The sequence below is a fragment of the Aeromonas dhakensis genome, from assembly GCF_002285935.1.
Classification (GTDB): domain Bacteria; phylum Pseudomonadota; class Gammaproteobacteria; order Enterobacterales; family Aeromonadaceae; genus Aeromonas; species Aeromonas dhakensis.
The window spans coordinates 1-26,445 of the sequence record NZ_CP023141.1; the positions used below are offsets into that span (position 1 = coordinate 1).

The 26,445-nt window shown below is 61.7% G+C and carries 22 protein-coding genes and 14 tRNA genes; 9 read left to right on the forward strand and 27 right to left on the reverse strand.

Annotated elements, in window-relative coordinates:
• The first annotated feature begins 65 nt into the window (after window positions 1-65).
• The gene (locus CK627_RS00005; protein ID WP_010636208.1) at window positions 66-629 is read left to right on the forward strand and encodes a DUF2799 domain-containing protein; all 564 of its coding nucleotides are present in this window, start codon (window positions 66-68) and stop codon (window positions 627-629) included.
• 59 nt (window positions 630-688) lie between these two features.
• On the opposite strand, the gene CK627_RS00010 is transcribed toward CK627_RS00005, so the two are convergent.
• Both CK627_RS00010 and CK627_RS00015 read right to left on the reverse strand, forming a co-directional pair.
• Complete coding sequence (locus CK627_RS00010) at window positions 689-1,510, reverse strand: Cof-type HAD-IIB family hydrolase (protein WP_010636207.1); 822 nt, start codon at window positions 1,508-1,510, stop codon at window positions 689-691.
• A gap of 456 nt (window positions 1,511-1,966) precedes the next feature.
• The gene (locus CK627_RS00015) at window positions 1,967-3,208 is read right to left on the reverse strand and encodes an MFS transporter (protein ID WP_095591417.1); all 1,242 of its coding nucleotides are present in this window, start codon (window positions 3,206-3,208) and stop codon (window positions 1,967-1,969) included.
• 153 nt (window positions 3,209-3,361) lie between these two features.
• Between CK627_RS00015 and CK627_RS00020 the strand changes: the two genes are divergently transcribed.
• Window positions 3,362-3,985, forward strand: a complete 624-nt coding sequence (locus tag CK627_RS00020; RefSeq protein WP_095591418.1) for a helix-turn-helix transcriptional regulator — start codon at window positions 3,362-3,364, stop codon at window positions 3,983-3,985.
• A gap of 307 nt (window positions 3,986-4,292) precedes the next feature.
• Window positions 4,293-4,769, forward strand: coding sequence for an Lrp/AsnC family transcriptional regulator (locus CK627_RS00025; RefSeq protein ID WP_005304871.1), 477 nt, complete (start codon window positions 4,293-4,295; stop codon window positions 4,767-4,769).
• Between the two features lie 102 nt (window positions 4,770-4,871).
• On the opposite strand, the gene CK627_RS00030 is transcribed toward CK627_RS00025, so the two are convergent.
• The 3 genes from CK627_RS00030 to CK627_RS00040 all read right to left on the reverse strand — a co-directional run bounded on the left by CK627_RS00030 (window position 4,872) and on the right by CK627_RS00040 (window position 6,020).
• Window positions 4,872-5,189, reverse strand: a complete 318-nt coding sequence (locus tag CK627_RS00030; RefSeq protein WP_005304873.1) for a hypothetical protein — start codon at window positions 5,187-5,189, stop codon at window positions 4,872-4,874.
• Between the two features lie 145 nt (window positions 5,190-5,334).
• The gene (locus CK627_RS00035) at window positions 5,335-5,562 is read right to left on the reverse strand and encodes a hypothetical protein (protein WP_005304875.1); all 228 of its coding nucleotides are present in this window, start codon (window positions 5,560-5,562) and stop codon (window positions 5,335-5,337) included.
• Window positions 5,563-5,594: 32 nt separating this feature from the next.
• Window positions 5,595-6,020 carry a MarR family winged helix-turn-helix transcriptional regulator gene (locus CK627_RS00040; protein WP_005304877.1) on the reverse strand — a complete coding sequence of 142 codons (426 nt, stop codon included), beginning with the start codon at window positions 6,018-6,020 and terminating at the stop codon, window positions 5,595-5,597.
• A gap of 199 nt (window positions 6,021-6,219) precedes the next feature.
• Between CK627_RS00040 and CK627_RS00045 the strand changes: the two genes are divergently transcribed.
• From CK627_RS00045 to chrA, 3 genes are all read left to right on the forward strand, one after another.
• Window positions 6,220-7,224 carry an NADP-dependent oxidoreductase gene (locus CK627_RS00045; RefSeq protein ID WP_095591419.1) on the forward strand — a complete coding sequence of 335 codons (1,005 nt, stop codon included), beginning with the start codon at window positions 6,220-6,222 and terminating at the stop codon, window positions 7,222-7,224.
• 130 nt (window positions 7,225-7,354) lie between these two features.
• Complete coding sequence (locus tag CK627_RS00050; protein ID WP_095591420.1) at window positions 7,355-7,798, forward strand: nucleotide triphosphate diphosphatase NUDT15; 444 nt, start codon at window positions 7,355-7,357, stop codon at window positions 7,796-7,798.
• A 136-nt stretch (window positions 7,799-7,934) separates the two neighbouring features.
• Complete coding sequence (gene chrA / locus CK627_RS00055; protein ID WP_174704165.1) at window positions 7,935-9,095, forward strand: chromate efflux transporter; 1,161 nt, start codon at window positions 7,935-7,937, stop codon at window positions 9,093-9,095.
• 80 nt (window positions 9,096-9,175) lie between these two features.
• Here chrA and msrB read toward each other — a convergent pair whose 3' ends face one another.
• From msrB to malQ, 4 genes are all read right to left on the reverse strand, one after another.
• A complete protein-coding gene (gene msrB / locus CK627_RS00060; protein ID WP_005304887.1) occupies window positions 9,176-9,562 on the reverse strand; it encodes a peptide-methionine (R)-S-oxide reductase MsrB in 387 nt (128 codons plus the stop codon).
• Window positions 9,563-9,618: 56 nt separating this feature from the next.
• Window positions 9,619-11,760, reverse strand: coding sequence for a glycogen debranching protein GlgX (glgX, locus tag CK627_RS00065; protein WP_005304888.1), 2,142 nt, complete (start codon window positions 11,758-11,760; stop codon window positions 9,619-9,621).
• Window positions 11,760-13,937 (reverse strand): 1,4-alpha-glucan branching protein GlgB, encoded by a 2,178-nt coding sequence (glgB, locus tag CK627_RS00070; protein ID WP_095591421.1) that lies wholly within the window; start codon window positions 13,935-13,937, stop codon window positions 11,760-11,762. The genes glgX and glgB overlap by 1 nt, the downstream gene beginning before the upstream one ends.
• Before the next feature lie 82 nt (window positions 13,938-14,019).
• Window positions 14,020-16,209: a 4-alpha-glucanotransferase gene (malQ, locus tag CK627_RS00075; RefSeq protein WP_167385231.1), complete on the reverse strand. Its 2,190-nt coding sequence runs from the start codon at window positions 16,207-16,209 to the stop codon at window positions 14,020-14,022.
• Window positions 16,210-16,556: 347 nt separating this feature from the next.
• On the opposite strand from malQ, the gene gap reads away from it, so the two are divergent.
• On the forward strand, window positions 16,557-17,552 hold the full coding sequence (gene gap / locus CK627_RS00080) for a type I glyceraldehyde-3-phosphate dehydrogenase (RefSeq protein ID WP_005304894.1): 996 nt from the start codon (window positions 16,557-16,559) through the stop codon (window positions 17,550-17,552).
• Window positions 17,553-17,667: 115 nt separating this feature from the next.
• Window positions 17,668-18,534, forward strand: a complete 867-nt coding sequence (locus CK627_RS00085) for a D-hexose-6-phosphate mutarotase (protein ID WP_095591423.1) — start codon at window positions 17,668-17,670, stop codon at window positions 18,532-18,534.
• A gap of 70 nt (window positions 18,535-18,604) precedes the next feature.
• On the opposite strand, the gene nadA is transcribed toward CK627_RS00085, so the two are convergent.
• Window positions 18,605-19,678, reverse strand: a complete 1,074-nt coding sequence (gene nadA, locus CK627_RS00090) for a quinolinate synthase NadA (protein ID WP_017766251.1) — start codon at window positions 19,676-19,678, stop codon at window positions 18,605-18,607.
• Window positions 19,679-19,818: 140 nt separating this feature from the next.
• On the opposite strand from nadA, the gene CK627_RS00095 reads away from it, so the two are divergent.
• On the forward strand, window positions 19,819-21,924 hold the full coding sequence (locus CK627_RS00095; RefSeq protein WP_095591424.1) for a methyl-accepting chemotaxis protein: 2,106 nt from the start codon (window positions 19,819-19,821) through the stop codon (window positions 21,922-21,924).
• Between the two features lie 49 nt (window positions 21,925-21,973).
• On the opposite strand, the gene CK627_RS00100 is transcribed toward CK627_RS00095, so the two are convergent.
• The 17 genes from CK627_RS00100 to tolB all read right to left on the reverse strand — a co-directional run bounded on the left by CK627_RS00100 (window position 21,974) and on the right by tolB (window position 26,372).
• Window positions 21,974-22,049, reverse strand: a tRNA-Val gene (locus CK627_RS00100).
• 16 nt (window positions 22,050-22,065) lie between these two features.
• Window positions 22,066-22,141 (reverse strand) — tRNA-Lys (locus tag CK627_RS00105).
• A 23-nt stretch (window positions 22,142-22,164) separates the two neighbouring features.
• Window positions 22,165-22,240, reverse strand: a tRNA-Val gene (locus tag CK627_RS00110).
• 16 nt (window positions 22,241-22,256) lie between these two features.
• A tRNA-Lys gene (locus CK627_RS00115) sits at window positions 22,257-22,332 on the reverse strand.
• A gap of 23 nt (window positions 22,333-22,355) precedes the next feature.
• Window positions 22,356-22,431 (reverse strand) — tRNA-Val (locus tag CK627_RS00120).
• A gap of 16 nt (window positions 22,432-22,447) precedes the next feature.
• Window positions 22,448-22,523, reverse strand: a tRNA-Lys gene (locus CK627_RS00125).
• Window positions 22,524-22,546: 23 nt separating this feature from the next.
• Window positions 22,547-22,622, reverse strand: a tRNA-Val gene (locus CK627_RS00130).
• A gap of 16 nt (window positions 22,623-22,638) precedes the next feature.
• Window positions 22,639-22,714, reverse strand: a tRNA-Lys gene (locus CK627_RS00135).
• A 22-nt stretch (window positions 22,715-22,736) separates the two neighbouring features.
• Window positions 22,737-22,812: transfer RNA gene (locus CK627_RS00140), tRNA-Val, on the reverse strand.
• 16 nt (window positions 22,813-22,828) lie between these two features.
• Window positions 22,829-22,904, reverse strand: a tRNA-Lys gene (locus tag CK627_RS00145).
• A gap of 22 nt (window positions 22,905-22,926) precedes the next feature.
• Window positions 22,927-23,002: transfer RNA gene (locus CK627_RS00150), tRNA-Val, on the reverse strand.
• Window positions 23,003-23,023: 21 nt separating this feature from the next.
• A tRNA-Lys gene (locus CK627_RS00155) sits at window positions 23,024-23,099 on the reverse strand.
• Window positions 23,100-23,148: 49 nt separating this feature from the next.
• Window positions 23,149-23,224 (reverse strand) — tRNA-Val (locus CK627_RS00160).
• Between the two features lie 30 nt (window positions 23,225-23,254).
• Window positions 23,255-23,330: transfer RNA gene (locus CK627_RS00165), tRNA-Lys, on the reverse strand.
• 174 nt (window positions 23,331-23,504) lie between these two features.
• Window positions 23,505-24,314, reverse strand: a complete 810-nt coding sequence (gene ybgF / locus CK627_RS00170) for a tol-pal system protein YbgF (RefSeq protein WP_026139218.1) — start codon at window positions 24,312-24,314, stop codon at window positions 23,505-23,507.
• Window positions 24,315-24,472: 158 nt separating this feature from the next.
• Window positions 24,473-24,997: a peptidoglycan-associated lipoprotein Pal gene (pal, locus tag CK627_RS00175; protein WP_005304908.1), complete on the reverse strand. Its 525-nt coding sequence runs from the start codon at window positions 24,995-24,997 to the stop codon at window positions 24,473-24,475.
• A 49-nt stretch (window positions 24,998-25,046) separates the two neighbouring features.
• Window positions 25,047-26,372 (reverse strand): Tol-Pal system beta propeller repeat protein TolB, encoded by a 1,326-nt coding sequence (tolB, locus tag CK627_RS00180; RefSeq protein ID WP_010636193.1) that lies wholly within the window; start codon window positions 26,370-26,372, stop codon window positions 25,047-25,049.
• Window positions 26,373-26,445: the final 73 nt, after the last annotated feature.

Consider the following 26,445-nt stretch of genomic DNA (forward strand, 5'->3'; position numbering starts at 1 on the left):
CCCTTGTCCTGCCCCGGCATCCTCTCTAGAATGCCCCCCATCATCTCTCTCGGAGCCCGTCGTCCATGTCCCCCAAGATCCTGTTGCTGACCCTGCCCTTCCTGCTCGCCGGTTGCAGCTCGCTGTCGGAAGAAGAGTGCCGCACCATGAGCTGGTACAACCTGGGTTATCAGGATGGCGAGCAGGGCAAGACCCCGAGCGCCACCCGCGACTACGTCTCGACCTGCGGCGAATACGGCCTCAAGGTGGACGAGGCGGAGTGGAAACGGGGCTATGCCAAGGGGCTGGAGCTCTACTGCATTCCCGAGCTCGCCTACAGCAAGGGCAAGTCCGGCGCCGAGTACCTGGGGGTCTGCCCCAACGACGCCAGCTTCCTGACCCAGTACGATCGCGGCCGCAAGGAGTACCTGGTGGAGAAGCAGCTGAGCGATCTCAAGAGCGAGATGGAGCGGACCGAGCGCGACATCGAGACGCTGGAGCGCCAGATCCGCAACGAGAACGACAGCAAGCAGCGCGACTACTACCGCGCCCAGCGCGAGCGCGCCATCCGTCACTACGAGGGGCTGCGCCGCGACTACAACCGGATCCGCTTCCCGGATCGGGTGATCCAGTTCACCTTCGGGAACTGACAAACCAAAAGGGGCCGACAGGGCCCCTTTCTGTTTCTGTCCCTCTCTGTTTCTGCCCCTCAGGCGGGCAGAACCCAGCGCTGCAGCGCCAGCGCGATGCCGTCTTCGTTGTGATCGGCGGTAACCCGATCCGCCAGCGCCTGGATCTGTGACGCCGCGTTGCCCATGGCCACCGCCAGCCCCACCTGCTCGAACATGCTGATGTCGTTGTTGTTGTCACCAAACGCCACCACGTTCTCCATCGCGATCCCTTCACTCGCCGCCCACTGAGCCAGCCGGTTGCCCTTGCTGCAGCCGGGCTGCACCAGCTCCACCGCATAGGGCGCCGCCCAGTCGCAGGTGAAGGGCAGCTGCGCGACCACCTCTGCCATGAAGTGATGAAGCAGGGCGGGATCCTGGTTGAACAGCTCCAGCTTCCAGACCGGCCGGCTGAGCCAGCTCGCCAGATCCTCCGCCGGCAGCAGGGAGATCTTGAGATGATCCGGCTGGGCCGCCGACCAGTGGCGCATCCGGGTCACATGCTCCTCACAGCCGAGGTAGCCGATCCCCTCATCGAGGTGGAACAGGGCCCCCATCTGATGTGCCTGCACCTCGGCCAGCAGCCGGCCGAGAGGGGATACCGCCAGCGGATCCCCGCTCAGGATCTTCTCCTGCACCGGATCATAGAGGTAGGCGCCGTTGCTGCAGATGATGGGGGTGTCGAGGGCCAGCTCGTGATGGAAGGGACGGGCTGTCATGAAGTGGCGCCCCGTCACCAGCAGCACCTTGATGCCGTGGGCGCGGGCCTGGGCCAGTGCGGCCCGGGTGGCGGACGAGATCTTGTGATCCCGGGTCAGCAGAGTGCCATCCATATCCAGTGCAATGGCCTGAAAACGACTCATATCACCTCCAAAATGTCGAAACGAATGCGGTGCCATACCTACCCGCTTCCAACGCCAGGGCCTGATAACAACTCATATCACCGCCAAGCGTGTCGAAACGAATGCGGCGCCATACCTACCCGCCTCCAACGCCAGGGCCTGATAACAACTCATATCACCGCCAAGCGTGTCGAAACGAATGCGGCGCCATACCTACCCGCTTCCAACGCCAGGGCCTGATAACGATTCATGCCACCGCCAGGCGTGTCGAAACGAATGCGGCGCCATATCTACCCGCTTCCAACGCCAAGGCCTGATAACGATTCATGCCACCGCCAAGGGCTGAGCATCGCAAGGTACAGATGAAGCAAGGGAGCACCGGGCGATCGGGCAAGCGAAGCAAAGAGCCATACCGTCCCAGAGTCGGCGCCACGATGCAAGCGCTGGCAGCCCCCTCCGTCTCGTTCTGTGATCCCGTCAGCCGGCTTCCACCTGGGCGTCGAACCGCTGCCGCCGATCCGCCGCCCGGCGCAGACCATAGAAGCCGGCTGCGCAGAGCAGACCGCACAGCGCCGCCAGATAGAAGGGCCACTCGGTGCCCGCCAGCAGCACCAGGCTGCCGACCACTACCGCCAGGATCTCGCTGCCCACCGCCAGCCCGCGATAGAGCCCCATCGCCTGCCCCTGCTGCTCGGCGTGGCTGCGGTTGGAGACGGCCACCGAAGTAGCCAGCTCCCCCAGGCTCATGCCGATGCCGACCGGGATAAAGGTGAGCGCCAGCCCCCACCAGTGGCTGGGCAGGATGAAGAGCAACATGCCCGCCGCCATCACCAGATGACCGACGATCCCGAGGGAGCTGCCGCGCCAATGACGAGCCAGACGGGAGCCCAGCCAGGATCCCGCGATCATGGGCACGCTCACCAACACGGCGGCCTGCGCCAGCTGCACCGGATCCCAGGCCAGCCGCTCCACCAGCCAGACGTTGAAGTAGGTGAAATAGAGCTGCACCGCGCCGTAGCTGAGCAGGGTCAGCACGAAGTAGGGCAGCAGCACCGGCTGCAGCAACAGTTGACGGGAAGAGAGGGCCGGTGCCGGCAGCTCACTGCGGGCCGCTGCCGGTCGATTGGGCAACAGCCAGAGCACCAGCAGCAGGTTGACCAGGGTCATGGCCACCGCCAGCCAGGCCGCCAGGCTGTAATCGCCGGACACCACGGCGGCATAGCCACCGATCATGGGGCCCACTACCCAGCCCAGGTTCATGCCGATGTTGATCCAGGCGAAGCTGCGCGCCTTGGTTTTGGCGGTGCTCATGTCGGCCGCCATGGCCTGCACGATGGCGATGTCACCGTTAAAGAAGCCCTCCACCACCCGGCTCAGCAACAGCAGTGGCAAGGAACGCCAGGCGATCCCCAGCGCCATCAGGGCATAGCCCACCAGCACGCCCACCAGACAGAGGGTCAGCACCGGCTTGCGGCCATGGCGATCGGAGAGACGGCCCAGCCAGGGGGAACCCACCAGCTGGAACAACGGATAGAGCCCCATGATGACCCCCAACCACACCTTGCGACTCCAGTCCGACGCTTCCGGCGTCAGCATGCCCTGGGCCGGATCCAGCAACAGCGGCGCCAGTACCGGGGATGGCAGGCTGAAGCCCGCCACCGCCAGCGTCACCGTCATCACCAATACCCACAAGCTGGCCTGTCCCTTGATCCTCTCCATCTTTGCCCCATTAAATAAAGTCATTGGTTTATTTATGTTGGCCAGTGAACGGGATTAAGTAAAGCGAATTGTTGATTTAAAAAATCCCTCTCCCCATAATGGGTACCTGAGCGCCACCCCTCTGGCGTGCCTGCCGATCACGAGAGCCGCCCCATGAATGCCAGCACCGACAAGATACTGCACCTGTTGAAGACCCAAGGCCCCCAGAGTGCCGCCGAGCTGGGAGAGCAGTTGCAGATGACCTCCATGGGCGCCCGCCAGCACCTGATGACGATGGAGGCCGACGGCTGGGTGAGTTTCAACGACGAGGCCCGCGGGCGCGGTCGACCGGTGCGGCTGTGGCACCTCACCGAGCAGGCCTGGCAGCGCTTCCCCGACAGCCACAGCGAGCTGACCCTGCAGCTTATCGACAACATCCAGCAGCTGTTTGGCGCGGTAGGCATGGAGCGGCTGATCGACCAGCGGGAGCAGCAGCAGCTGGCCCGCTATCAGGCCGAGCTGAACCAGCCGGCGCTGGCCGACCGGCTGGCCAGGCTCAAGGAGCTGCGCTGCCGGGAAGGCTATATGGCTGACTTGCGTCAGGAGGAGGATGGCAGCTGGCTGCTGTGGGAGAGTCACTGCCCCATCTGCGCGGCGGCGAGCGCCTGCCGGGGCTTTTGTCGCAGCGAGCTGGCGCTGTTTCGCCGCTTGCTGGCGCCGGCCGGGGTGGAACGGGAACAGTATCTGCTGGAGGGGGATCACCGCTGCCTCTACCGCATCAAGCCGCAGCAGGGCTGAACGCCGCGCACAAAAACAACAAAGCAGGCGCCGGGATGCCTGCTTTGTTGCCTTCGGGGAGGGGATGTCCTCGTTCCAGCCCGTCGTAGCCCGATAAGGTGGGACGGCTGATGGGGCTCTTGACCCGGTAAAGTCATTTGCCACAGAGACCGGGTTGGGTTTCTGTCTTGCCACCGGAAGATGTAACCATGGTACCCCTGCCGGCCCGGTGAGTGGTTGCGAAGTAGCATGTATTTTCAGTTGTTTTTGCAATAGTTCACCCTTAATCTAGGAAAAGTGAATTAGTAATTGCAACGAGGAACGGAGAATGCTGAAACTTGATCGCATTGACAGGCATATTCTGGAGTTGATGCAGGAGAATGGCCGCATCAGCAACCTGGAGCTGGCCGAGCTGGTCGGACTCTCCCCCTCCCCCTGCTCCCGCCGGGTCAAGGCGTTGGAAGATGCCGGTCTCATCGACACCCACGTCACCCTGCTCAACGCCCGCCAGCTGGGGCTGACCCTCACCGCCTACATTCATATCTCCATGGATCGGCACACCCCGGAGCGGTTCGAGAATTTCGATCGGGCCATCAGCGAACTGCCGGAGGTGCTGGAGTGCGACCTCATCACCGGCAACGACGCCGACTACCAGCTCAAGGTGGTGGTGCGGGACATGGAGCACTATCAGCACTTCCTGCTGGACAAGCTGACCCACATTCCGGGGGTGACCGGAGTGCGATCCAGCTTCGTGCTGCGCCGGATCAAGCACAAGACGGCGCTGCCGCTCAACCACCTGGGTTGATTGCCGGCCGCTCAGATCAGCGCGAGATCAACGAGATCAAAAAGAGGAGGCCCAAGGGCCTCCTCTTTTTACATGTTCAAACTGCTGGATCACGCTGGGTACTCAGACCGCCACCTGGCTCACGTCCTGCACCTGCAGGAGCCAGCCGGCCTGCTCCTGCTGCGGCTCACCGCTGACCCGCAGCCGCTCGCCGGTCGGCACCCACTGCCCCTGGGGCAGGGAGACCAGCAGACTCTCGCTGCCGTTGTCGAACAGCCAGCGATCCTCCCCCAGCGACTCGATCAGATAACCTTCCATCTCCACTCTGGACTCGGCTTGCCAGGATGGCGCAACGGAATCACGGCTCTCGATGAAATCCCCCTGAACACCAAAACTGGCCAGCCCCCACAGAATGGAGAGCCCAACCAACGATGATTGCATCTCGTCTCTCCTCTTTTGGAACTGTAGGGCCAGTATGGGAAGAGAAAACTGAGCGCACCATGAACAAGGTGGCAAAGTGCCGGTGGGATCGCGAAAAAAACCGGCCAATCGGCCGGTCGTGTCATTTTATGGCGTCTGGATCACACTATTTGGCGGCTTCCTCTGCCATCCGTGCGGCCCTTGGCTTATTCGTCCACATGGCAACACCGCGATGATCCGCGCAGATCCCCTCCTCCACCACGGCCCGCACCCGGGTGCCGTCCTTGCAGATCGCCTGCCAGGCATCGGCATCGTCGATGGCCATCGACGGGGAGTGGGAACTGGTGCTGCAGGCACCCAGCAGCAGGGCAAACAGGGGCAACAAGATTCTCATGGAGGGCTCCTCAGACGGATGGTCGGTCGAACTCAACGCCCCAGCTGGGCCGAGATGCGATCGCAGAGCTGCTTGAGCTGGGCCAGTTCAGCATCGGCCAGATCCACCTGATTGCGCAAGCTGTCTGCCAGACAGCAGCCCTGCACCTCCTGCTGCAACTGGCGCCCCGCCTCGGTCAGGCGAATGCATTTTTGCCGCTCATCCTCGCGGGAGACGGTGCGGGTCAGCCAGCCCTTGCTCTCCAGCCGCTTGACGATGGGGGTCAGGGTACCCGCATCCAGCCCGGTTTCCTGGCCGATCTCCTTGAGGCTCACCTCGTCCCGCGCCCACAGCGACAGCATCACCAGATACTGGGTGTAGGTGAGATCCAGCTTGTCCAGCAGCGGCCGGTAGGCCCGCATCACGGCATTGGAGGCGCTGTAGAGGGCAAAACAGACCTGCTTTTTCAATTCACTCATGGGGCACCTCGCTGACGACTGGGGCCAGTATACCCCAGGAGCATGAGGGGCTGAATAATTTGCACACAAAACAGTTGTCAGCCCTCCGTTTCAGGATTAACCTGATTTTAGTTTGCACGCAAACAAAATCATCCAGTGCCGCCGACAGACAGGGCCCGTCGCCGGCGAGGCTTGCACCAGATCCAACGGGAGAACTGCCATGAATGCCACCAGCCATCAAATCCAACTGCTGCGCCGCCCGGTCGGCCTGCCCGCCGCCACCGACTTCGCCCTGGTCGAGGTTCCGCTGCCCCCCTTGCAGGAGGGCGAGGTACAGGTCGCCAACCAGTGGCTGTCGGTGGATCCCTACATGCGTGGTCGCATGAGCGAGGCCAAGAGCTATGTGCCCCCCTTCCCCCTCAACGGCCCCCTCGATGGCGGCGCCATCGGCGTGGTGGAAGCCTCGCGTCACCCGGACTTTGCGGTGGGCGACCGGGTGAGCAGCATGCTGGGCTGGCGTGATCGCTTCGTCGCCAACGGCGCCCAGCTGACCAGACTGCCCGACACTCGCCTGCCGCCCCAGCGCTTTCTCGGCGCCCTCGGCATGCCGGGCATGACCGCCTGGACCGGGCTCAACCGCATCGCCAAGCTGCAGGCCGGTGAAACCGTGCTGGTGTCGGCCGCCTCCGGCGCCGTCGGCTCCATGGTGGTGCAGCTCGCCAAACGGGCGGGGGCCCGCGTCATCGGCTCCACCGGGTCAGCCGACAAGGTGGCCTACCTCAAGAGCCTGGGGGCCGACGAGGTGATCAACTACCGTGAGACCCCGGATCTCGATGCCGAGCTGGCCCGGCTGGCGCCGGAGGGGATCCACGTCTACTTCGAGAACGTGGGGGGCGCCATGCTGGACGCAGCCCTCAACCACATGGTGGTGCACGGCCGCATCGTGATGTGCGGACTCATCGAGCAGTACAACGGCCAGAGCGAGGCGAGCGGGCCGCGCAACCTCTCCCAGGTGATCCGCAAGCGCCTCACCATGCAGGGGCTGATCGTGTTCGATCACTGGCAGCACTACGGCGAGTTTCTGGCCGAGGTGACCCCGGCCTTCGACGCCGGCACCCTGCAGGCCGAAGAGACCGTCTATCAGGGGCTCGCCAGCATGCCGCAGGCCTTCATCGGGCTGTTCGAGGGGCGCAACACCGGCAAGATGCTGGTCAAGCTGGGGTGATCCGCAGAACTGGTGCCTGACGCCGCAGACTGCTTGCATGACGGGCCCATCCAACCTAAGGTGGGCCCGTTTTTTATGGTGCAATTCGCCGTTTCAGCGGCCAGTCCACCCTCAGCAAGGAGCCCTTCTTATGTCAACTCCCTATCCCCGCGTCGGTGTCGGCGTGATACTGACCAACCGCCAGGGCCAGGTGCTGCTTGGCAAGCGCAAGGGGAGCCACGCCCCCTACTGGTCCATCGCCGGCGGCCATCTGGAGCTGGGAGAGACGTTCGAATCGGCAGCGATCCGGGAAGTGGCCGAGGAGACGGGGTTTCGGATCAGCAACCCCAGCGTCATCGCCGTCACCAACAACCTGGAGACCTGGCGTGAAAGCGGCCTGCACTATGTCTCGGTCACCCTGCTGGCCGAGGTAGAGGGAGAGCCCCAGCTGCTGGAGCCGGAGAAGTGCGAAGGCTGGATCTGGTGCGACCCGCACAATCTGCCCGAGCCTCACTTCGATGCCAGCCGCCAGTCTATCGCCTGCTGGCTTGCTGGCCGTTGCTATCTGCCGACCGCCCCCTCCCACGCTGAATAGTCCATACAGGAGCCCGCCCCACCACGATGAGCCCGCCGCCTCACCAGCCAGTGAGGCATCCCCGTGAGCCCGCAATCCACTCCGATTGTCATCAAAAAGTCACCGCTTTGTCATATCATCTCCACCGTCTGATGAAATGCGCGAGGGGAGCGACGAGGTGGGACAGGTATTCATGCAATTTCTGTGGTTGGGCTGCATCAGCTTTGGCGGGCCGGCCGCCCATATCGGCTACTTTCAGCGCACCTTTGTCGAGCGGCTGGGCTGGCTGACCCAGGCCGAATTCGCCCAGTTGCTGGCCCTCTGCCAACTGCTGCCGGGCCCCGCCTCCAGCCAGCTCGGCTTTGCCATCGGTCGCCAGCGGGCCGGGCTTAGCGGAGCGCTGGCCGCCTTCGCCGGCTTCACCCTCCCCTCCTTCCTGTTGTTGCTGGCCGCCGCCATCGGTCTGGGCCAGCTCGGCAACAACGTCTGGCTCGATGCCGCCCTGCACAGCCTCAAGCTGCTGGCGCTGGTGGTGGTCGCCGATGCGGTGCTCACCATGAGCCGTCAGTTCTGCAAGACGACGCTAAATCAGGGGATCATGGTCGCCACTGCGGCCGCCCTCTGGTGGCAGCCCGGCCTGCTCACCCAGCTCGTCATGCTGGCGGGCGCCGCCCTGCTCTGTGCCCACCAGGCAGACCACAGCGGCACTCCCTTGCCGTCTGCCGGCACTGTGAGCCGACCCCACTGGCCCACCCTGCTGCTGTTCGCCTTGCTGTTTATCGGCTTGCCGCTGCTGGGGGGCCCCGTCGGCCAGCTGGTCGCCGACTTCTACCGGGCCGGCAGCCTGGTGTTTGGCGGCGGCCACGTGGTGCTGCCCCTGCTGGCGGAGAGCGCAGGGCACAGTCTCAGCCAGCAGCAGCTCCTGACTGGCTACAGCCTGGCCCAGCTGGTGCCCGGCCCCATGTTCACCCTGGCGACCTACCTCGGCGCCCAGTTGCTGCCGGCCACCCCGTTGGACGGCGCTCTGCTGGCGACCCTGGCGCTGTTCCTGCCCGGTTTTCTGCTGCTGTGGGCCATGGGCCCCTGCTGGCAGAGCTGGCTGGCCCGCCCTCGCCTCGCCGGCGCCGTGGCCGGCATCAACGCCGCCGTGGTGGGTCTGCTGCTGGCGGCGCTCTATCAGCCGGTCTGGCAGAGAGCCGTGCTGGCGCCCACCGATCTGGCGCTGGCCGCCGTCGGCTTCTACCTGCTGCGGGCACTCAGGCTGCCCATCCTGGCGCTGGCGACCCTGTTGATGGGCGCCACCCTGCTGCTGGCCTGAGCGACCCAGGCGGCGACCACAAAGAAACGGCCCCCTGCCAAGGCAGGGGGCCGTTTTTGCATGCATATCTATCGCCAGGCTCAGGGTTCTGGATCGAAATCCAGGCTCAGGCTGTTGACGCAGTAGCGCTGGCCAGTCTCGGTCGGCCCGTCCGGGAAGACATGGCCGAGGTGGGAGCCGCACTGACTGCAGGTGATCTCCACCCGTTTCATGCCGTGGCTGTTGTCCTCTGTGTAGGTCACGGTCCCGTCGATGGCCCGATCGAACGAGGGCCAGCCGCAGCCCGAATCAAACTTGGCGTCCGAGTGAAACAGCACGCTCTTGCAGCAGACACACAGGTAGTCGCCGCTCTTGCGGTTGTGGAGCAGGGCGCCGCTGTAGGGACGCTCCGTGCCCTTCTCCCAGCAGACGTGAAACTGCTCGGCGCTCAGCTTGTCGCGCCATTGTTCGGGGTTGTTACTGCTCATTCCGACTCCTCACCACTGATAACGGTGCCCAGCATACCCAGTCAGGGCGCCGCACTCTACCCCGCCAGCGGGAACTGTGATCCCGTTGGCAACACGGCGGCAACATCCGCAGTGGCCAGCGCCTCTTCCTCCGCCAGCGCCACCGCACTCAGGGCTACCCGCTCCAGCAGCTTGAGGGAGTGGGCCCGGCCCACCGCCACCTGGCGCTTGATGTCGTCGGGCAGGAACGGCAAGCCGTCATTGGTGGCGGTGTCGATGGTCTGGATCCACTCCATGCCATCCCCCGGCGGCGGCAGGCGGAACTGGATGTCGTAGTCGCTGGCGTTGAACAGCACGAACCAGCGCTCCCCGCCGCAGCCGATCATGCCGATGTCCATGGCGAACGCCTGTCCCATGGGGGCGTGCCAGTCCTGATCGGTGAGCTGATGGCCGTCCGGGTGATACCAGTTGACCTGGTGGCAGCTGCTGGAGGCACCGTTCCAGCTGTCGTCGCTCAGCTGCAGATTGGAGAAGACGGTGGACTCCGCCCGAAGCGCCATCATCTGCTGGGTGAAGGCGAGCAGCCGCTCGTCCTCCGGTCGCCACTGCCAGTTGACCCAGCTGATCTGGTTGTCCTGGCAGTAGGCGTTGTTGTTGCCAAGCTGGCTGCGGCCCATCTCGTCGCCGGCGAGGAAGTGCGGTGTCCCTTGCGACAGCAGCAGGGTGGCGATCAGATTACGCTTCTGCTGCTGGCGCAGGTTGTTCACCCTAGGGTCGAGCGTCGGCCCCTCGACGCCGTGGTTGCAGGAGAGGTTGTTGCCGTGGCCGTCCCGGTTGTCCTCGCCGTTGGCCTGGTTGTGGCGCTGGTTGTAAGAGACCAGATCCTCCAGGGTGAAGCCATCGTGATAGCAGAGGTAGTTGACGCTGGTATGGGGGGAACGCCAGTTCTTCGGGAACAGATCCCTTGAACCCACCAGCCGGGTGGCAAAGTCCCCCATCTTGCCCGCATCGCCGCGCCAGAAGGCGCGCACCGTGTCGCGGTAGCGGTCGTTGATTTCCAGCCACTGGCTCGGGAACTGGCCGAGCCGATAGCCGAAGGGGCCTATGTCCCAAGGCTCGGCGATGAGCTTGACCCGCGCCAGCACGGGATCCGCCATCATGGCCTTGAAGAAGGCCCCCATGGGGTCGAACTCCCCCGCCTCGCGCGCCAGGGTGACCGCCAGATCGAAGCGAAAGCCGTCCACCTGCATCTCGGTGACCCAGTAGCGCAGGGCGTCGAGCACCAGCCGCAGGCTGTTGGGGTGATCCAGATTGACGCTGTTGCCGCAACCGGTGACGTTGGCGTGGCGAGTGTAATCGGGGCCGTGGGCCCCCGCCTCGAAGGCGTAGTAACCAGCGTTGTCAAAACCCTTGAAGGAGAGCACTGGGCCGTCGAAGCCCGCCTCTGCGGTGTGGTTGTAGACCACGTCCAGGATCACCTCGAGCCCGGCCCTGTGCAGCTCGCGCACCATGGTCTTGAACTCGGTCACCGCCTCCTGAGCCGCATAGCGCGGCTCGGGGGCGAAGAAGGCGATGGGGTTGTAACCCCAGTAGTTGGTGAGCCCCAACTGCTCGAGCCTGGGCTCGGACATGAAGGCCGCCACCGGCATCAGCTGCACCGCGCTAACGCCGAGGGACTTGAGATGTTCGATGATGAGCGGGTGGCAGATCCCCAGATAGGTGCCGCGCAGCTCGCTCGGCACCCCCTGATGCTGGCGGGTGAGGCCCTTGACGTGGGCCTCGTAGATGACGGTGCGGGCTGGCTCGATGGCGGGCTTGCCCACCCCCTGCCAGTCGAAGGCATCATCCACCACCACCGACTTGGCCACCATGGCCGCGCTGTCCCCCTGATAGAGGGCATCGTCCCAATAGGTGGGGCGGCTGAGTGCCTTGGCATAGGGGTCGATCAGCAGCTTGTCCGGGTCGAACAGCATCCCCTCCTGGGAGATGCCGTGCACCCGGTAGCCGTAACGCTGGCCGGCCCGAACCCCGCGCACATAGCCGAAGCGATACTGGCCGCGTCGGCCGGGCAGCTCGAGACGGGCCAGCTCCCGCTCCTGCTCATCGAACAGGCAGAGTTCCACCTTGTCCGATTGCGGTGCCCAGACGCAGAAGTGACAACCCGTCTTGTCGAGCAGCACTCCCAGCGGGTAGTCCTGCCCCTTTTCCATTGCAAACATCAAGGCTCCTGTTTGATGAACAAGGTCGCGAGCGGCGGCAAGTCCAGCACTATGCTGTGCGCCATCCCCTGCCAGGGGGTCGGCTCGGCGACGAACACCAGACCCACATCATAGTTGCTGCCCCAGTAATGCTCGCTGTCGGTGTTGAGCACCACCCGGTAGTGACCGGCCGCAGGCACCCCGAGACGATAACCGATACGCGGCACCGGGGTGAAGTTGCAGGCCACCACCAGCGGGTTGGCTCCCTGCTTGTCGGCCCGCAGCCAGGCGAAGATGCTGTTGTCGGCGTCGTTGTGATCCAGCCAGCGGAAGCCGTTCTGCTCATAGTCCGCCTGATACAAGGCAGCTTCATGACGGTAGAGGTGGTTGAGGTCGTGGATCAGTCGCTGCTGGCCGCCATGCTTGGGATACTGCAGCAGGTGCCAGGGCAGCTGGGCATCGTGATTCCACTCGTTGCTCTGGGCGATCTCGGTGCCCATGAAGTTGAGCTTCTTGCCGGGATGAGCATACATGAAGCCCATGTAGGCGCGCAGGTTGGCCGCCTGCTGCCACTCGTCCCCCGGCATCTTGTAGAGCATGGAGTGCTTGCCGTGCACCACCTCGTCGTGAGAGAGCGACAGAATGAAGTTCTCGTCATAGTGGTACACCATGGAGAAGGTCATGTCGTTGTGATGGTAGCGACGGTGAATGGGCTCCTTCTGCATGTAGGTGAGGGTATCGTGCATCCAGCCCATATTCCACTTGAAGCCAAAACCCAGACCGCCCAGGAAGGTGGGACGGGAGACCCCGGCAAAGGCGGTGGACTCCTCGGCGATGGTCATGGCGTGGGGGTACTTGCCGTACACCTCCTCGTTGGTCCACTTGAGCAGGCTGATCGCCTCATAGTTGTGGTTGCCACCATCGACGTTGGGCACCCACTCCCCCTCGTTGCGCGAATAGTCCAGATAGAGCATGGAGGCCACCGCATCCACCCGCAGGCCGTCGACGTGGAATTTGTCGAGCCAGAACAGGGCGCTGGCCACCAGGAACTGGCGCACCGTATTGCGACCGAAGTCATAGATGTAGGAGTTCCAGTCCGGATGCCAGCCGCGGCGCGGATCCTCGTACTCGTACAGCGGGGTGCCGTCGAAGCGAGCCAGCCCGTGGGCATCGGACGGGAAGTGGGCGGGCACCCAATCCAGAATCACGCCGATCCCGGCCTGGTGGCACTGATCCACGAAGTATTTGAAATCATCAGCCGTGCCGTAGCGGCTGGTGGGAGAGAACATGCCCACCGGCTGGTAGCCCCAGGAGCCACTGAACGGATGCTCGGAGACCGGCAGCAGCTCGATGTGGGTGTACTCCATCTCTTTGACGTAATCGACCAGCTCCACCGCCAGCTCGCGCCAGCTCAGGCTGTCACCGTTGGGGTGGCGCTTCCAGGAGCCGACGTGCAACTCGTAGATGGAGAGCGGCTGCTCGCGCTTGTCGTTGAGCTGGCTCTCGCGCCAGGCGGCATCCTGCCACTGGTACTGGTCGTGGTCATAGACCACGGAGGCGAACGAGGGGTACTGCTCGCAGTAGAAACCCACCGGGTCGCTCTTGTGCGGCAGCCGGTTACCCATGGGGTCTTTCAGTTCGAACTTGTAGCGATCCCCCGCCTTGAGGCCCGGCACGAACAGCACCCAGTGACCGCACTGGCTGCGCTGCATCGGGTGACGCCGACCATCCCAGAAGTTGAAATCGCCGATCAGGCTCACCGCGGTGGCGCTCGGCGCATAGACCGCAAAGCGCACCCCTTCCACTCGCTGGTCCAGATGCTCCACGGTGCGCAGCTGGGCACCGAGCGTGTGGTAGAGGTTTTCCGGCTGGTAGGTGAGCTCCGCCAACCCGGCCCAGCCCGCATCCTGGAACTGATAGGGGTCGATGACCTCGACGGTGGTATCTGGGTAGTCGGCAAGCAACTGGTAGGGGAAGGGATTTTTACGGCGGGTGAAAACAGTTTCAAAGAGGCCCGAATCATCGGTGGGCGCCAGGGTGGCAACAATCTTGCCCGACTTGAGATCCCTGACCCTTACGGCCTGGGCATCGGGTAACCAGACGGTCAGCTTGAGGCCGGGCCCATCCGGATTGGCCTGCAGGCCTAAGTAGGAGAAGGGATCGGAACAGCGGGCTGCAACCAAACGTTCAACGAGCATCGAGATTTCCTTTCATAGCTGAGCATCCGCTCCGGCCTGGGCCGAAGCGGATGTAAGTGAGTCACGTTTTGTCGGCAGTGGCTCAACGACTGGCCTCGTCACGGGCCTGGCTCATCTTGCCTGCCAGCGCCTTGAGCGCCTCATTGGCAAAAATATCCTCCAGATCGGTGGAGAGCTTGCGGCGCCAGTTCGGGTACTCGTAACTGGTGCCCGGCACGTTGACCGGCTTGTCCATCTCCAGCCAATCCTCCAGCTGGGTGCTGAACAGGGCGCAGCTGCCGCGGGACATGTGCAGTTGCAGACCGTGGTTGAGCTCGGTGTTCATGCCAACCCAGTTCACGTCGTGGCTGATGTTGCCGGAGATCACCCCGTGGCCGTGCAGGCTGTCGAGAATGCGCTGCTTGGCCTGGTGGCGATCAGCATACAGGGTCTTGAGTACGTCTTCATCCGGATACAAACCCAGCTCGCGCCCCAGCGCCAGATCGTCGCAATGCCAGAAGCCCTTGAGGGTCGGCATGTCGTGGGTGGTCAGCGCCGACATCGCCTGCTCGGCATAGTGGGCCGGGGAGATGAAGCCGCCATCGTCCTTGGAGCGTTCGAAGAAGAACACCTTGTAGGAGTGGACGCCGTTCTCTTTGAGGGTCACGTCGATCCCCTCCGGCACGGTACCGAGATCCTCGCCGATCAGCAGACACTGGTTGCGGTGGGACTCGAGGGCCAGGATGCCGAGCAGGTCGTTGACCGGATAATAGATGTAGGCGCCTTTGGCGGCCGACTCTCCGGGCGGCACCCACCACAGGCGCAGCAAGGCCATCACGTGGTCGATGCGCAGGGCGCCGCAGGAGCGCATGTTGGCGCGGAACAGATCCACCATGGGCTGGTAGGCCGCTTCGAACAGCTGGTTCGGGTTCATGGGGGGCAGACCCCAGTTCTGGCCGAGCGGACCCAGAATATCGGGCGGCGCACCGACCGAGGCTTTCGGGCAGTAGAGATCCCGGTTGGCCCAGATCTCGGTGGAACCTTCGGAGACACCCACCGCCAGATCGCGGTAGATCCCCATCACCATGCCCGCCGCCTTGGCACGGGCGTCGGCCCGGGCCAGCTGTTCGTCGGCCAGGAACTGCAGATAGAGGTAGAAATTCACGTCCTGGCGGTGCTCGGCCATCCAGGTCGCCACTTCAGGATTGTGATAGTCGCGAAACGGCTCCGGCCACACCGGCCAGCCCCAGGCATTTTCGCCCTTGGCATAGAAGTGGGCTTGCAGGGCATCGAAGGCGGCCTGTTGTTGCAAGCTGTCGCCGCCGGCGGTGACGAACGCATCGAAGGCGGCCTGACGCTCGGCGCCGAGGCTCGCCTGATCGAACACCTGACGCAGCATGCCGAGCTTGGTCTCGATGACGCCGGTGTAATCCACGTTGCCCTTGGCACGCAGCTCGCTCAGATGCTGCTGGAAAGCGGGGCTTGCCACTTCCGCCTTGAGACCAGCGTTCCCTTGGAATTCGGGCACCGCTTCCACATCGATGTAGGCCACGTTGAGCCAGCGTCGGGACGAGGGGCTGTAAGGGCTGGCGCTCTCCGGGTTGGCCGGATAGAGGGCATGGATCGGGTTGAGGCCGACGAAGTGGGCGCCCCAGGCGGCCATCTTCTCGACCAGCTGACCCAGATCGCTGAAATCACCGATGCCCCAGTTGTGGCGGCTGCGCAGGCAGTAGAGCTGCACGCTCGGGCCCCACACCTTGCGGCCATTGGCGATGGGAGGCTGCTTGTAGCACGCCTTGGGCGCGACGATGAGGCGCATGCTGGCGAGCGGCTCGTCGTTGCCCTCCTCCAGCAGGATCAGATCGTGATAACCCAGCTCGGGCTGGGCGGCCAGGGTTACGCAATAGGCCTGGCACTCCATCTCTTCGAATTCGGCCACGCCGACCAGCTCACCGTCGATGGGGGTGAATTGACCGGACAACAGGCTGCCCTGCTCCAGTTTGAGCTGCCAGGTGAGGGCGTCGTTGACGAATTCGATGGGCAGACGGACTTCAAGGGTAATGGGCTCGCCGCTGCGGACCACCATCACGGGATCCAGCGCACGCAGCCAGTGCTGGCGGTGCTCCTGCTCAAGCTGTTCGGTCAGGGCGGCCTCGTCGTCGACGCGGTAACCCATGGCGCCCAGCATGGCGGCCTTGCTCTCTTCGGATACCTGAGCCGGGTGGCCCCAGGCATCAACATACTCGCTGGCGATACCTTTAGCGGCAGCCAGCTGTTCAATCAGGGTGGTCATAGTTTGAGAATTCCCGCTGTGGATTCTATCTATACTATTTTGATTAATTTTTATGGGTGGTACTTGAACAGTGGCTCTATGGGCCATGCTAAACCGCGCACATTTTTACACATCTGTCTGGCTGGTTGTGTGACCGAGTAGGCACTATTGTTGATAACTACCACGCCGGTCCCATCGATAGTTATTTCGCCAAAAGCTGGTAGTCAGTTACATAAACAGAAAATAAATTTCACAGTTTTTCATGATATAGCGCAATTTCAGACAGATTGTTGGTTGACTCGCGGGGGAGTTCTAGTAAATTTACAAGCGGAATTTTCTTTGACTACTGAACAGTTAGGTAACCAATTATGACTATCAAAGTAGGTATTAACGGTTTTGGCCGCATCGGTCGCTTCGTCTTCCGTCTGGCTTGCGAGCGCAACGACATCGAAGTTGTTGGTATCAACGATCTGATCGACGTTGACTACATGGCTTACATGCTGAAGTACGACTCCACTCACGGCCGCTTCAAGGGCACCGTTGAAGTCAAAGACGGCAACCTGGTTGTCAACGGCAAAACCGTACGTGTTACCGCTGAACGTGACCCGGCCAACCTGAAATGGGATGCCATCGGTGTTGACGTTGTTGCCGAAGCTACCGGTCTGTTCCTGACCGACGAGACCGCTCGCAAGCACATCGCTGCCGGCGCCAAGAAAGTCGTACTGACCGGTCCGTCCAAAGACGCTACCCCGATGTTCGTAATGGGCGTTAACCACGCTACCTACGCTGGCCAGGACATCGTATCCAACGCTTCCTGCACCACCAACTGCCTGGCTCCGATCGCCAAAGTACTGAACGACACCTTCGGTATCGAATCCGGTCTGATGACCACAGTTCACGCTACCACTGCTACCCAGAAGACCGTTGATGGTCCGTCTGCCAAAGACTGGCGCGGTGGCCGCGGCGCGGCTCAGAACATCATCCCGTCCTCTACCGGTGCTGCCAAGGCTGTTGGCGTGGTTATCCCGGAACTGAAAGGCCTGCTGACCGGTATGGCTTTCCGTGTTCCGACTCCGGACGTATCCGTAGTTGACCTGACCGTCAACCTGAAGAAAGCTGCCACCTACGCAGAGATCTGCGAAGCGATGAAAGCTGCTTCCGAAGGCGCCATGAAGGGCGTGCTGGGCTACACCGAAGACGAAGTGGTTTCCACCGACTTCCTGGGCGAGCGTCAGACCTCCGTATTCGACGCCAAGGCTGGTATCCAGCTGACCGACAAGTTCGTTAAAGTTGTATCCTGGTACGACAACGAAATGGGCTACTCCAGCAAGGTTCTGGACCTGATCGCTCACATCTCCAAGTAATTTGGGATAAGCAATCAAGTAGCTTGAAAAAGGCGGCCATGGGCCGCCTTTTTGTATTCTGGACCGGGATTATTCCACCCTTCTCTTCTGAATGTGCGCGAGCACAGGAGTCCTCATGCAACCGACACGCACTCTGACTGCCCACTGTACCCTCAGCCACCACCCGGCAGGCCAGCCGCTGCTGACCATCGACAACGGCTACGCCAGGGCAGAAATCAGCCTGTTTGGCGCCCACGTGCTGAGCTATCAGCGCCATGATGAACCCGCCTCCATCTGGCTCAGCGACAAGGCTGTACTGGATGGCAGCAAACCCATTCGCGGCGGTATTCCTCTCTGCTGGCCCTGGTTTGGCCCGGCACCGGCCCGCGTCGGCAGCGGTAAGCCCTCCCACGGTTTTGCCCGCACCAGCCTGTGGACGCTGGACGGCGTCTCTGATCACGGCGACGGTACGCTCGTCCATCTGTCTCTGCGTGACAACGAGGCAACCCGTCAGCTCTGGCCCCACGCCTTCGAGCTGGAGCTGGACGTACTGGTGGGCAAGGAGCTGGCCCTGGTACTGACTACCCGCAATACCGGTAAAGAGCCCCTCGTCTACGGCGGTGCCCTGCACACCTACCTGCAGATAAGCGAGCCGGAGGCAGTGAGCGTCAGCGGCCTTGGCGAGCCCTATGCCGACAAGCTGACCGGCCAGAATGGCCAACAGCAGGGCGCCTTGACCCTGAACGGACCACTGGATCGGGTCTACTGGCAGCCAGACGCCCAGGTCAGCATCCAGGATGGCGAGCGTCAGACCCGGGTGGTCAGCGGCAACCACGACAGCGTGGTGGTCTGGACTCCCTGGCTGGAAGGGGCGAGCGCCATGGCCGACATGAGTGATGACGGCTATCGCACCATGCTGTGCGTCGAAGCGGCCATCGCCAGCGAGGCAGGCGTGACCGTTGCACCGGATGAAGAGCACAGCTTCTCTACCGTCATCATCTGACTATTCGGCTGACGGATAAATAGAGAGGGCTCCCGCGGGAGCCCTCTCTACCTCTCATCACCTATCCCACTCAGGCATTGCCCTGGGTCTTGAGCTTGAGCTCGGCGGCGAAGTTAAGCATGCGGTCGAGCGGGATCAGCGCCTTCACCCGCAGATCCTCGTCCACATGGATCTCGTGGCGCTCGGCGCCATCGGTCAGGGCTGACTTGATGGCCACCAGACCGTTCATCGCCATCCAGGGGCAGTGGGCACAGCTGCGACAGGTGGCACCGTCGCCACCGGTCGGCGCTTCCACCATCTCCTTCTCCGGGCAGGCCTGCTGCATCTTGTAGAAGATGCCGCGATCGGTCGCCACGATGAGCTTCTGCTGGGGCAGCTCCCTGGCCGCCTTGATCAGCTGGCTGGTGGATCCCACCGCATCGGCCAGTTCGATCACCGAGGCAGGGGACTCCGGGTGCACCAGCACGGCGGCATCCGGATTCTGCTCCTTCAACTCGCGCAGGGCGCGGGCCTTGAACTCGTCGTGGACGATGCAGTGCCCCTGCCAGCGCAGCATCTCGGCGCCCGTCTTCTTCTCGATATAGGCCCCCAGGTGACGGTCCGGGCCCCAGATGATCTTGTGACCCTGGCTGTCCAGGTGCTCGACGATCTCCAGCGCGATGCTGGAGGTGACCACCCAGTCAGCCCGCGCCTTGACCGCCGCCGAGGTATTGGCATAGACCACCACGATGTGATCGGGATGGGCGTCACAGAAGGCAGAGAACTGCTCGATGGGGCAGCCCAGATCGAGGGAACACTCGGCCTCCAGGGTCGGCATCAGCACCCGCTTGTGGGGGCTCAGGATCTTGGAGGTCTCCCCCATGAAGCGCACCCCGGCGACGATCAGGGTCTGCGCCTCATGATCGCGGCCAAAGCGGGCCATCTCGAGGGAGTCACCGACGAAACCGCCGGTCTCCTCCGCCAACGCCTGGATCTCGGGATCCGTGTAGTAGTGGGCGACCAGCACCGCCTTGCGCTCCTTGAGCAGTGCCTTGATGTCTGCGATCAGGGTCGTCTTCTGCTCGGCGCTCAGGGGAAGGGGCTTGGCCGGAAACGGATAGTCCATCTCGACTACCGGCGGGACATTGTTCAGTGCATTGCTCATTGCGACTGTTCCATCAACGCTTGGAAAGGCAAAAATTATAACCAGAAGCCGTGCACAAACCCATCAACAAATCAGGTGCCGTGCAAGCGTCCGAATATACTCATGTCATTCGTTGTCATTCTTGCCAAAGGAGTTGTCGGATGAAACAACGTTCACTCAAAACCAAGCTGCTGCTGCTCACCATGGGTCTGTTTATCGCCAGCGGCCTCGCCATGACCCTGATGCAATCCTCCTCGCTGAACTCCCTGCGCAACGACATAGTGAGCCAGACCCGCCAGGCGCTGGAGCAGGAGGTATCCCGAACCCTGCAATTTCAAGCCGAGCGCTATGCGGTGCAGATAGCCGCCCTGCTGCAACAGTCCTATCAGGTGCCGCTGGGCATGGCAGCCCAGCTGGAGGGCGGCATGGCACAACCTGACGGGCTGCTGAGCCGCCCCCAGGTCGAAATGCTGCTTCGCAGCCGTCTGCAGCAGGCCGGCGGTATCAGCTCCATCTACGCCCAGTTTGAGCCCGACGGGTATGACGGTCAGGATGCCAGCTGGATGGCTGGCGCCTCCCACTCCGTCGCCAGCAAGGGCAGCCTGGAGATTTACTTTACCCGGGATCAGGGGGGCCAGATCACCCAGCAGCCGGTGGATGCCGCCAGCAGTGCCGCCAAATACGACACCTCGGTCAACGAGTTCGGCATTCGCAACAGCGAATGGTACCTGTGCGGCCGCGACACCCTGCGCCCCTGCCTGATGGAGCCCTATCTCTACGAAATCAGCCCAGGCAACCAGATGCTGATGACCAGCCTGACGGTGCCCATCCTGAAGGCGGGCAAATTTGTCGGCATCACCGGCGTCGACATGAACCTCCCCATCTTCCAGCAACTGGCCGAGAGCCTCGGCAAGAGCCTCTACGACAACCAGGCCGAGGTCACCCTGGTCAGCAAGATGGGGCTCATCGTCGGCAGCAACCGCCACGCCGACAAGCTGGGACGGCCGTTGACGGAAGCCGGCCTCACGGCCCCTACCGGCCAGGCACAGAGCACGGAGAGCGACTTCATCCTGCAGCAACCGGTCAGGATCGATGCCGCCGACAGCCAGTGGTGGCTGATGATCAAGGTGCCCAAGGCGCTGGCCCTCAGCCAGGCCAACACAATCAGCAACCAGCTGGGCGACCTGCTGCAGGCCACCCAGCAGCAGCAGTTGATCGCCATCGTCGTCGTCACCCTGCTGGCGCTGGCGTTGCTCATCTGGTTCATCCAGAGCATCACGGCCCCCCTCTCCCTCATCAGTCGCCATGTGTCTCACCTCGCCAGTCACGAGGGAGACCTGACTCAGCAGATGAAGATAGACACCCACCAGGAGCTGATCGAACTGGGCGGCCACCTCAACGCCTTCCTCGGCAAGCTGCGCGGCATGGTGCAGGGCAGCAAGCAGATCGGCCAGCAAGTACACCAGCAGGCCAGCGGCATGAAGCAGACGGCCGATACCATGCGCAGCAGCCTGGATGAACAGAGCCTGGAGCTGGAGAGCGTGGTCAGCGCCATGCATCAGATGAGCACCACGGCGGTCAGCGTGGCGGGTTATGCGGAGCAGGCGGCTCAGGAGTCTGAGACGGCGACCCACCACATAAGCACGGCCCAGCAGACCCTGAGCCGGGCCCGCAACGAGATCCACACCCTGGTCGAGGACATGCATCAAGCCGACAAGGCGGTCGCTCAGGTCGCCCAGCGCAGCACCAACATCAGCCGCATTCTCGACGTGATCAGGGCCATCGCCGAACAGACCAACCTGCTGGCGCTCAATGCAGCCATCGAGGCGGCCAGGGCCGGCGACATGGGGCGCGGTTTTGCCGTGGTGGCAGATGAAGTGCGGGCCCTGGCCAACAAGACCCGGGAGTCCACCGACGAGATAGGTCAGCTCATCGGCAGCCTGCAGACCGAAGTCAGCAGCAGCCAGCAGTTGATGAGTACCGGCATCGCCCGTTCGGCCAGCACGGTAGAAGGGACGGAGCAGGCGTTTGAAGCCCTCAACCAGGTGGTCACCCAGATCCAGCAGATCCACGACCACATCAGCCAGGTGGCCACGGCGGCCGAGCAGCAGAGCGCCGTCAGCGACACCATCAACCAGAACCTGATGCGGATCGGCGATGCTGCCACCACTCTGGGGCAGGAGGCCAATGCCAGCCACCGCCTGAGCGAGCAGCTGGAACAGGCCGCGACGGCGCTGGCCAACCAGCTCGAGCGGCTGAGAACCTGACGCCGAACAGCCATAAAAAAAGCCCGCATTGCTGCGGGCTTTTTCAATCTGGTGGTCGTTACTGGGATCGAACCAGTGACCCCCTCCTTGTAAGGGAGGTGCTCTCCCAGCTGAGCTAAACGACCTGGGATTCTGAAATGATGGTGGGTCGTGCTGGATTCGAACCAGCGACCAATTGATTAAAAGTCAACTGCTCTACCGACTGAGCTAACGACCCATCTAAATCATTTTTTACAAACTTGGTGGTCGTTACTGGGATCGAACCAGTGACCCCCTCCTTGTAAGGGAGGTGCTCTCCCAGCTGAGCTAAACGACCTGGGATTCTGAAATGATGGTGGGTCGTGCTGGATTCGAACCAGCGACCAATTGATTAAAAGTCAACTGCTCTACCGACTGAGCTAACGACCCATCTAAATCATTTTTTACAAACTTGGTGGTCGTTACTGGGATCGAACCAGTGACCCCCTCCTTGTAAGGGAGGTGCTCTCCCAGCTGAGCTAAACGACCTGGAATTCTGAAATGATGGTGGGTCGTGCTGGATTCGAACCAGCGACCAATTGATTAAAAGTCAACTGCTCTACCGACTGAGCTAACGACCCATCTAAATCATTTTTTACAAACTTGGTGGTCGTTACTGGGATCGAACCAGTGACCCCCTCCTTGTAAGGGAGGTGCTCTCCCAGCTGAGCTAAACGACCTGGGATTCCGAAATGATGGTGGGTCGTGCTGGATTCGAACCAGCGACCAATTGATTAAAAGTCAACTGCTCTACCGACTGAGCTAACGACCCATCTAAATCATTTTTTACAAACTGGTGGTCGTTACTGGGATCGAACCAGTGACCCCCTCCTTGTAAGGGAGGTGCTCTCCCAGCTGAGCTAAACGACCTGGGATTCTGAAATGATGGTGGGTCGTGCTGGATTCGAACCAGCGACCAATTGATTAAAAGTCAACTGCTCTACCGACTGAGCTAACGACCCATCTAAATCATTTTTTACAAACTGGTGGTCGTTACTGGGATCGAACCAGTGACCCCCTCCTTGTAAGGGAGGTGCTCTCCCAGCTGAGCTAAACGACCTGGGAATTCATCTGGGCAAATTGGTGGGTCGTGTAGGGATCGAACCTACGACCAATTGATTAAGAGTCAACTGCTCTACCGACTGAGCTAACGACCCACACCTGACTTGCCTCTTTCACTGCCTGCCTTGGCAAACAGCTTAAAACTGGTGGTCGTTACTGGGATCGAACCAGTGACCCCCTCCTTGTAAGGGAGGTGCTCTCCCAGCTGAGCTAAACGACCTGGGAATTCTGTCTCCACCTGGTGGAGAAATGGTGGGTCGTGCTGGATTCGAACCAGCGACCAATTGATTAAAAGTCAACTGCTCTACCGACTGAGCTAACGACCCTCACCACGACCAGGACCAACTGCAATGCTGCACCGGCTCTGACGGCGGCCTATATTACGGATTTATCATCCTGGCGCAACAGAAAAATCTTAAATTCCATCTGTTTGTTCACTGCGCATACAAAGCGAGGCTGTATTTACAAGACTGTTACGAAAACAGTGACATGCGGCAAAGTTACAGCTTGCTCAAACTCTGCTTGGCCAGCTGGGCCGGCGAGGTGTTGGGATACCCCTTGATCACCTGCTCATAGAAGTTCTTGGCTTCCGCCTTCTTGCCATCCAGTTGTGCCAGCATGCCCAGCTTCAACAGGGCGTCGGCTCGTTTGGGAGACTTGCTGAACTTGGTGGCCACCGTGGTGAACTGGGCGGCAGCGCCGGTCCGATCCCCCTTGTTGAACAGCAGCTGACCCAGCCAGTAATGGGCGTTGGGAACATAGCTGGAGCTCGGGAACTGCTTGATGAACCCTTCGAAGGCCGGAATTGCCTTGTCGTAGTTCTTCTCCTTGAGCACCATGTTCACGGCCGCATCATAGGCCTGATTCTCGTTCTGGTTGGTGGAGTAGTTGGCCGCGGCGGCCGGCGTCGCGCTCGCAGCGGCGGCTGCCGGGGCTGCTGGCGTAGCAGCAGGCTGGCTGTTGGCCACCTTGTCGAGCTCCTGATAGAGCTGGCGCTGACGCTCCTGCGACTGTTCCATCTGGTAGGTCTGCTGCTCCAGCTGGCCACGCAGCTCGGAGACCTCCCCTTGCAGGGCATCCACCTGTTGCTGCAAATCGGCCTGCAGGCGCAGACGGGCGTTGAGCGTGCGCTCCAGCAGGGCAACCCTGTCTTCCAGGCTGCCGGTGGGCACGATGGCGCCGTTGTTGCCGCTTAGGACAACCCCGCCACCCGAGTCACCGCTCAGATCGCTCACCGGTGCCGCCGCTTGCGCATTCAGAGCAACCAATACGGCCAGCGCAACAGCAGCTTGCTTGTACACAGATTTCATTCGGATCAAACCTTAGCGTTTAGTGCAAATAAAACGGCCAGCGCCATCGTCGCTCGCTTATACAGATTTCATTCGGATCAAACCTTGGCGTTTAGTGCAAATAAAACGGCCATCGAAATGGCCGCTTGCATATAAACGAACTTCGTTCGATTCAAACCTTAGTAAACCAGGACCGCACGGCGGTTCTTGGCAAAGGCATCCTCGGTGTGAGACATATCCAGCGGCTTCTCTTCGCCATAGCTGACGATGGAGAGCTGCTCAGCCTGCACACCCAGGGTTTGCAGATACTTGGCAACAGCCTTGGCACGACGCTCGCCCAGCGCGATGTTGTACTCCGGAGTACCGCGCTCGTCGGCGTGGCCTTCGATCAGTACTTTGACGCTCGGGCGCTCACGCAGGTAGCTGGCGTGGGCATCCAGCAGGTCGGCGTATTGACCCTGGATGTCGTAACCGTCGAACGGGAAGTAGATCACGTTGTCACGCTGCAGCGCTTCGAACTTCTGACGCATCTGCTCTTCCGGGGACAACATGCCATTCGCGCCACCGGTTTGTACACCGCCCATGCCGTCGGTCATGCCTGATTCGGCGCCAGCGGCATCGGAATCAGAAGAGGAGCTACAAGCGGCCAGGGTGAACAGTGGCAGTGCGATGGCCAAACCCTTGAGCAGTTTATTGAGTTGCATGCTATTTCCTTAAACCTTTATAACAAAACAAAAAACAATTGGATTTTTATCAATTCAAGAAGGGCGACCAAGCTGGTGCACGAATTTCACCGCTACTGGTCGGAAGCACAGCCTTGAAGCGACCATCAGTCGACACCAATGCGAGACTCTTACGACCCTGATAGATGGTGGCATAAATGATCATGCTGCCATTGGGAGCCACACTTGGCGACTCATCCAGCGCGCTCTGGGTAAGGACCAGCAGGGCATTGTTTTCCATATCCTGACGGGCGATACGGTATTGCCCCTGAACCCGGGTCACCATCACCATGATTTTGCCATCAGGAGTAATGGACGCACCCTGGTTGGATTCACCTTCCCAGGTCATCCGGCGAGTCATGCCAGTCGCCAAATTTACGCTATAAATCTGGGGTTTGCCACCACGTTCAGAGGTGAACAGCAAATTTTGACCGTCCGGCATCCAGGAGGGTTCGGTGTCGATTACCCGGCTGGTTGTGACGCGGGTCAGCTGCTTGCTAGCAACATCAACGACATAGAGGTTCGGTGACCCGTCCTTGGAGAGAACGATAGCCAGACGACGACCATCCGGAGACCACTCCGGCGCCCCGTTGATGCCGCGGAAGCTGGTGATCAGGCTGCGCTGCTGGGTGTAGATGTCCTGCACGTAGATTTCGGATTTCTGGTTCTCGAAGCTCACGTAGGCCAGCTTGCTGCCGTCCGGCGACCAGGCCGGGGACATCAGCGGCTCGCGGGAACGCAGCAGGGTCTTCTCGTTGTAACCGTCGTAGTCGGAGATCCGCAGCTGATACGGGAACTGGGTACCCTGCTGCACGGAGACATAGGCCAGACGGGTCAGGAAGGCCCCACGCTCGCCGGTCAGTCGCTCGTAGACGATGTCGGAGATGCGGTGGGCAAACTGGCGCATCTGGGCACCCGGAATGGTCGCCATCCGGCTGTCCAAGATGTAGCCGTTGCTCTCGCCGCCCTGGGTCTTGGCCAGCTGGCCCTTGAGCACGTCGACCAGCTCGAAGTTGACCTTGTAGGTACCGTCGCCGACGGCGGCGATGGAACCGACCACCACGGCTTCGACGCCTTGGGAGGCCCAAGGTGCGAAGTTGATTTCACCGCTGGAGCTCGGGGTCTGCGGCATCTGGCCACGGGCCAGCGGTCTGAACTTGCCGCTGCGCATCAGGTCGTTGGAGACCACTTCCGCGATGTCCTGCGGCAGCTGGCCATTGCCTTCCCACTTGAAGGGGGCGACGGCGATCGGTCGTGCACTGTCGATACCGCCGGTGATGACGATGTCCAAGGCCGCCTGGGCGCTCTGACCCAGCAACAAACAGCCAACCAAAGCAAAAAACACTTTTCTTATCATGGCTTAAACACTCGGTTCCAAAATAATGAGAGATTAACTTCCTTTCTCGGCAAGACGCTGCCAACCACCTTAC

Excerpts from the sequence above, each read along its gene's own strand:
- CK627_RS00085 (WP_095591423.1), top strand. The coding sequence starts at position 17,668 with ATGCAACCGACACGCACTCTGACTGCCCACTGTACCCTCAGCCACCAC.
- malQ (WP_167385231.1), bottom strand. The coding sequence starts at position 16,209 with ATGACCACCCTGATTGAACAGCTGGCTGCCGCTAAAGGTATCGCCAGC.
- nadA (WP_017766251.1), bottom strand. The coding sequence starts at position 19,678 with ATGAGCAATGCACTGAACAATGTCCCGCCGGTAGTCGAGATGGACTAT.
- CK627_RS00095 (WP_095591424.1), top strand. The coding sequence starts at position 19,819 with ATGAAACAACGTTCACTCAAAACCAAGCTGCTGCTGCTCACCATGGGT.
- CK627_RS00040 (WP_005304877.1), bottom strand. The coding sequence starts at position 6,020 with ATGAGTGAATTGAAAAAGCAGGTCTGTTTTGCCCTCTACAGCGCCTCC.
- pal (WP_005304908.1), bottom strand. The coding sequence starts at position 24,997 with ATGCAACTCAATAAACTGCTCAAGGGTTTGGCCATCGCACTGCCACTG.
- msrB (WP_005304887.1), bottom strand. The coding sequence starts at position 9,562 with ATGAGCAGTAACAACCCCGAACAATGGCGCGACAAGCTGAGCGCCGAG.
- glgB (WP_095591421.1), bottom strand. The coding sequence starts at position 13,937 with ATGCTCGTTGAACGTTTGGTTGCAGCCCGCTGTTCCGATCCCTTCTCC.
- glgX (WP_005304888.1), bottom strand. The coding sequence starts at position 11,760 with ATGTTTGCAATGGAAAAGGGGCAGGACTACCCGCTGGGAGTGCTGCTC.
- CK627_RS00025 (WP_005304871.1), top strand. The coding sequence starts at position 4,293 with ATGCTGAAACTTGATCGCATTGACAGGCATATTCTGGAGTTGATGCAG.
- CK627_RS00015 (WP_095591417.1), bottom strand. The coding sequence starts at position 3,208 with ATGGAGAGGATCAAGGGACAGGCCAGCTTGTGGGTATTGGTGATGACG.
- CK627_RS00030 (WP_005304873.1), bottom strand. The coding sequence starts at position 5,189 with ATGCAATCATCGTTGGTTGGGCTCTCCATTCTGTGGGGGCTGGCCAGT.
- CK627_RS00010 (WP_010636207.1), bottom strand. The coding sequence starts at position 1,510 with ATGAGTCGTTTTCAGGCCATTGCACTGGATATGGATGGCACTCTGCTG.
- ybgF (WP_026139218.1), bottom strand. The coding sequence starts at position 24,314 with ATGAAATCTGTGTACAAGCAAGCTGCTGTTGCGCTGGCCGTATTGGTT.
- CK627_RS00035 (WP_005304875.1), bottom strand. The coding sequence starts at position 5,562 with ATGAGAATCTTGTTGCCCCTGTTTGCCCTGCTGCTGGGTGCCTGCAGC.
- gap (WP_005304894.1), top strand. The coding sequence starts at position 16,557 with ATGACTATCAAAGTAGGTATTAACGGTTTTGGCCGCATCGGTCGCTTC.
- CK627_RS00005 (WP_010636208.1), top strand. The coding sequence starts at position 66 with ATGTCCCCCAAGATCCTGTTGCTGACCCTGCCCTTCCTGCTCGCCGGT.
- CK627_RS00050 (WP_095591420.1), top strand. The coding sequence starts at position 7,355 with ATGTCAACTCCCTATCCCCGCGTCGGTGTCGGCGTGATACTGACCAAC.
- CK627_RS00020 (WP_095591418.1), top strand. The coding sequence starts at position 3,362 with ATGAATGCCAGCACCGACAAGATACTGCACCTGTTGAAGACCCAAGGC.
- CK627_RS00045 (WP_095591419.1), top strand. The coding sequence starts at position 6,220 with ATGAATGCCACCAGCCATCAAATCCAACTGCTGCGCCGCCCGGTCGGC.
- tolB (WP_010636193.1), bottom strand. The coding sequence starts at position 26,372 with ATGATAAGAAAAGTGTTTTTTGCTTTGGTTGGCTGTTTGTTGCTGGGT.
- chrA (WP_174704165.1), top strand. The coding sequence starts at position 7,935 with ATGCGCGAGGGGAGCGACGAGGTGGGACAGGTATTCATGCAATTTCTG.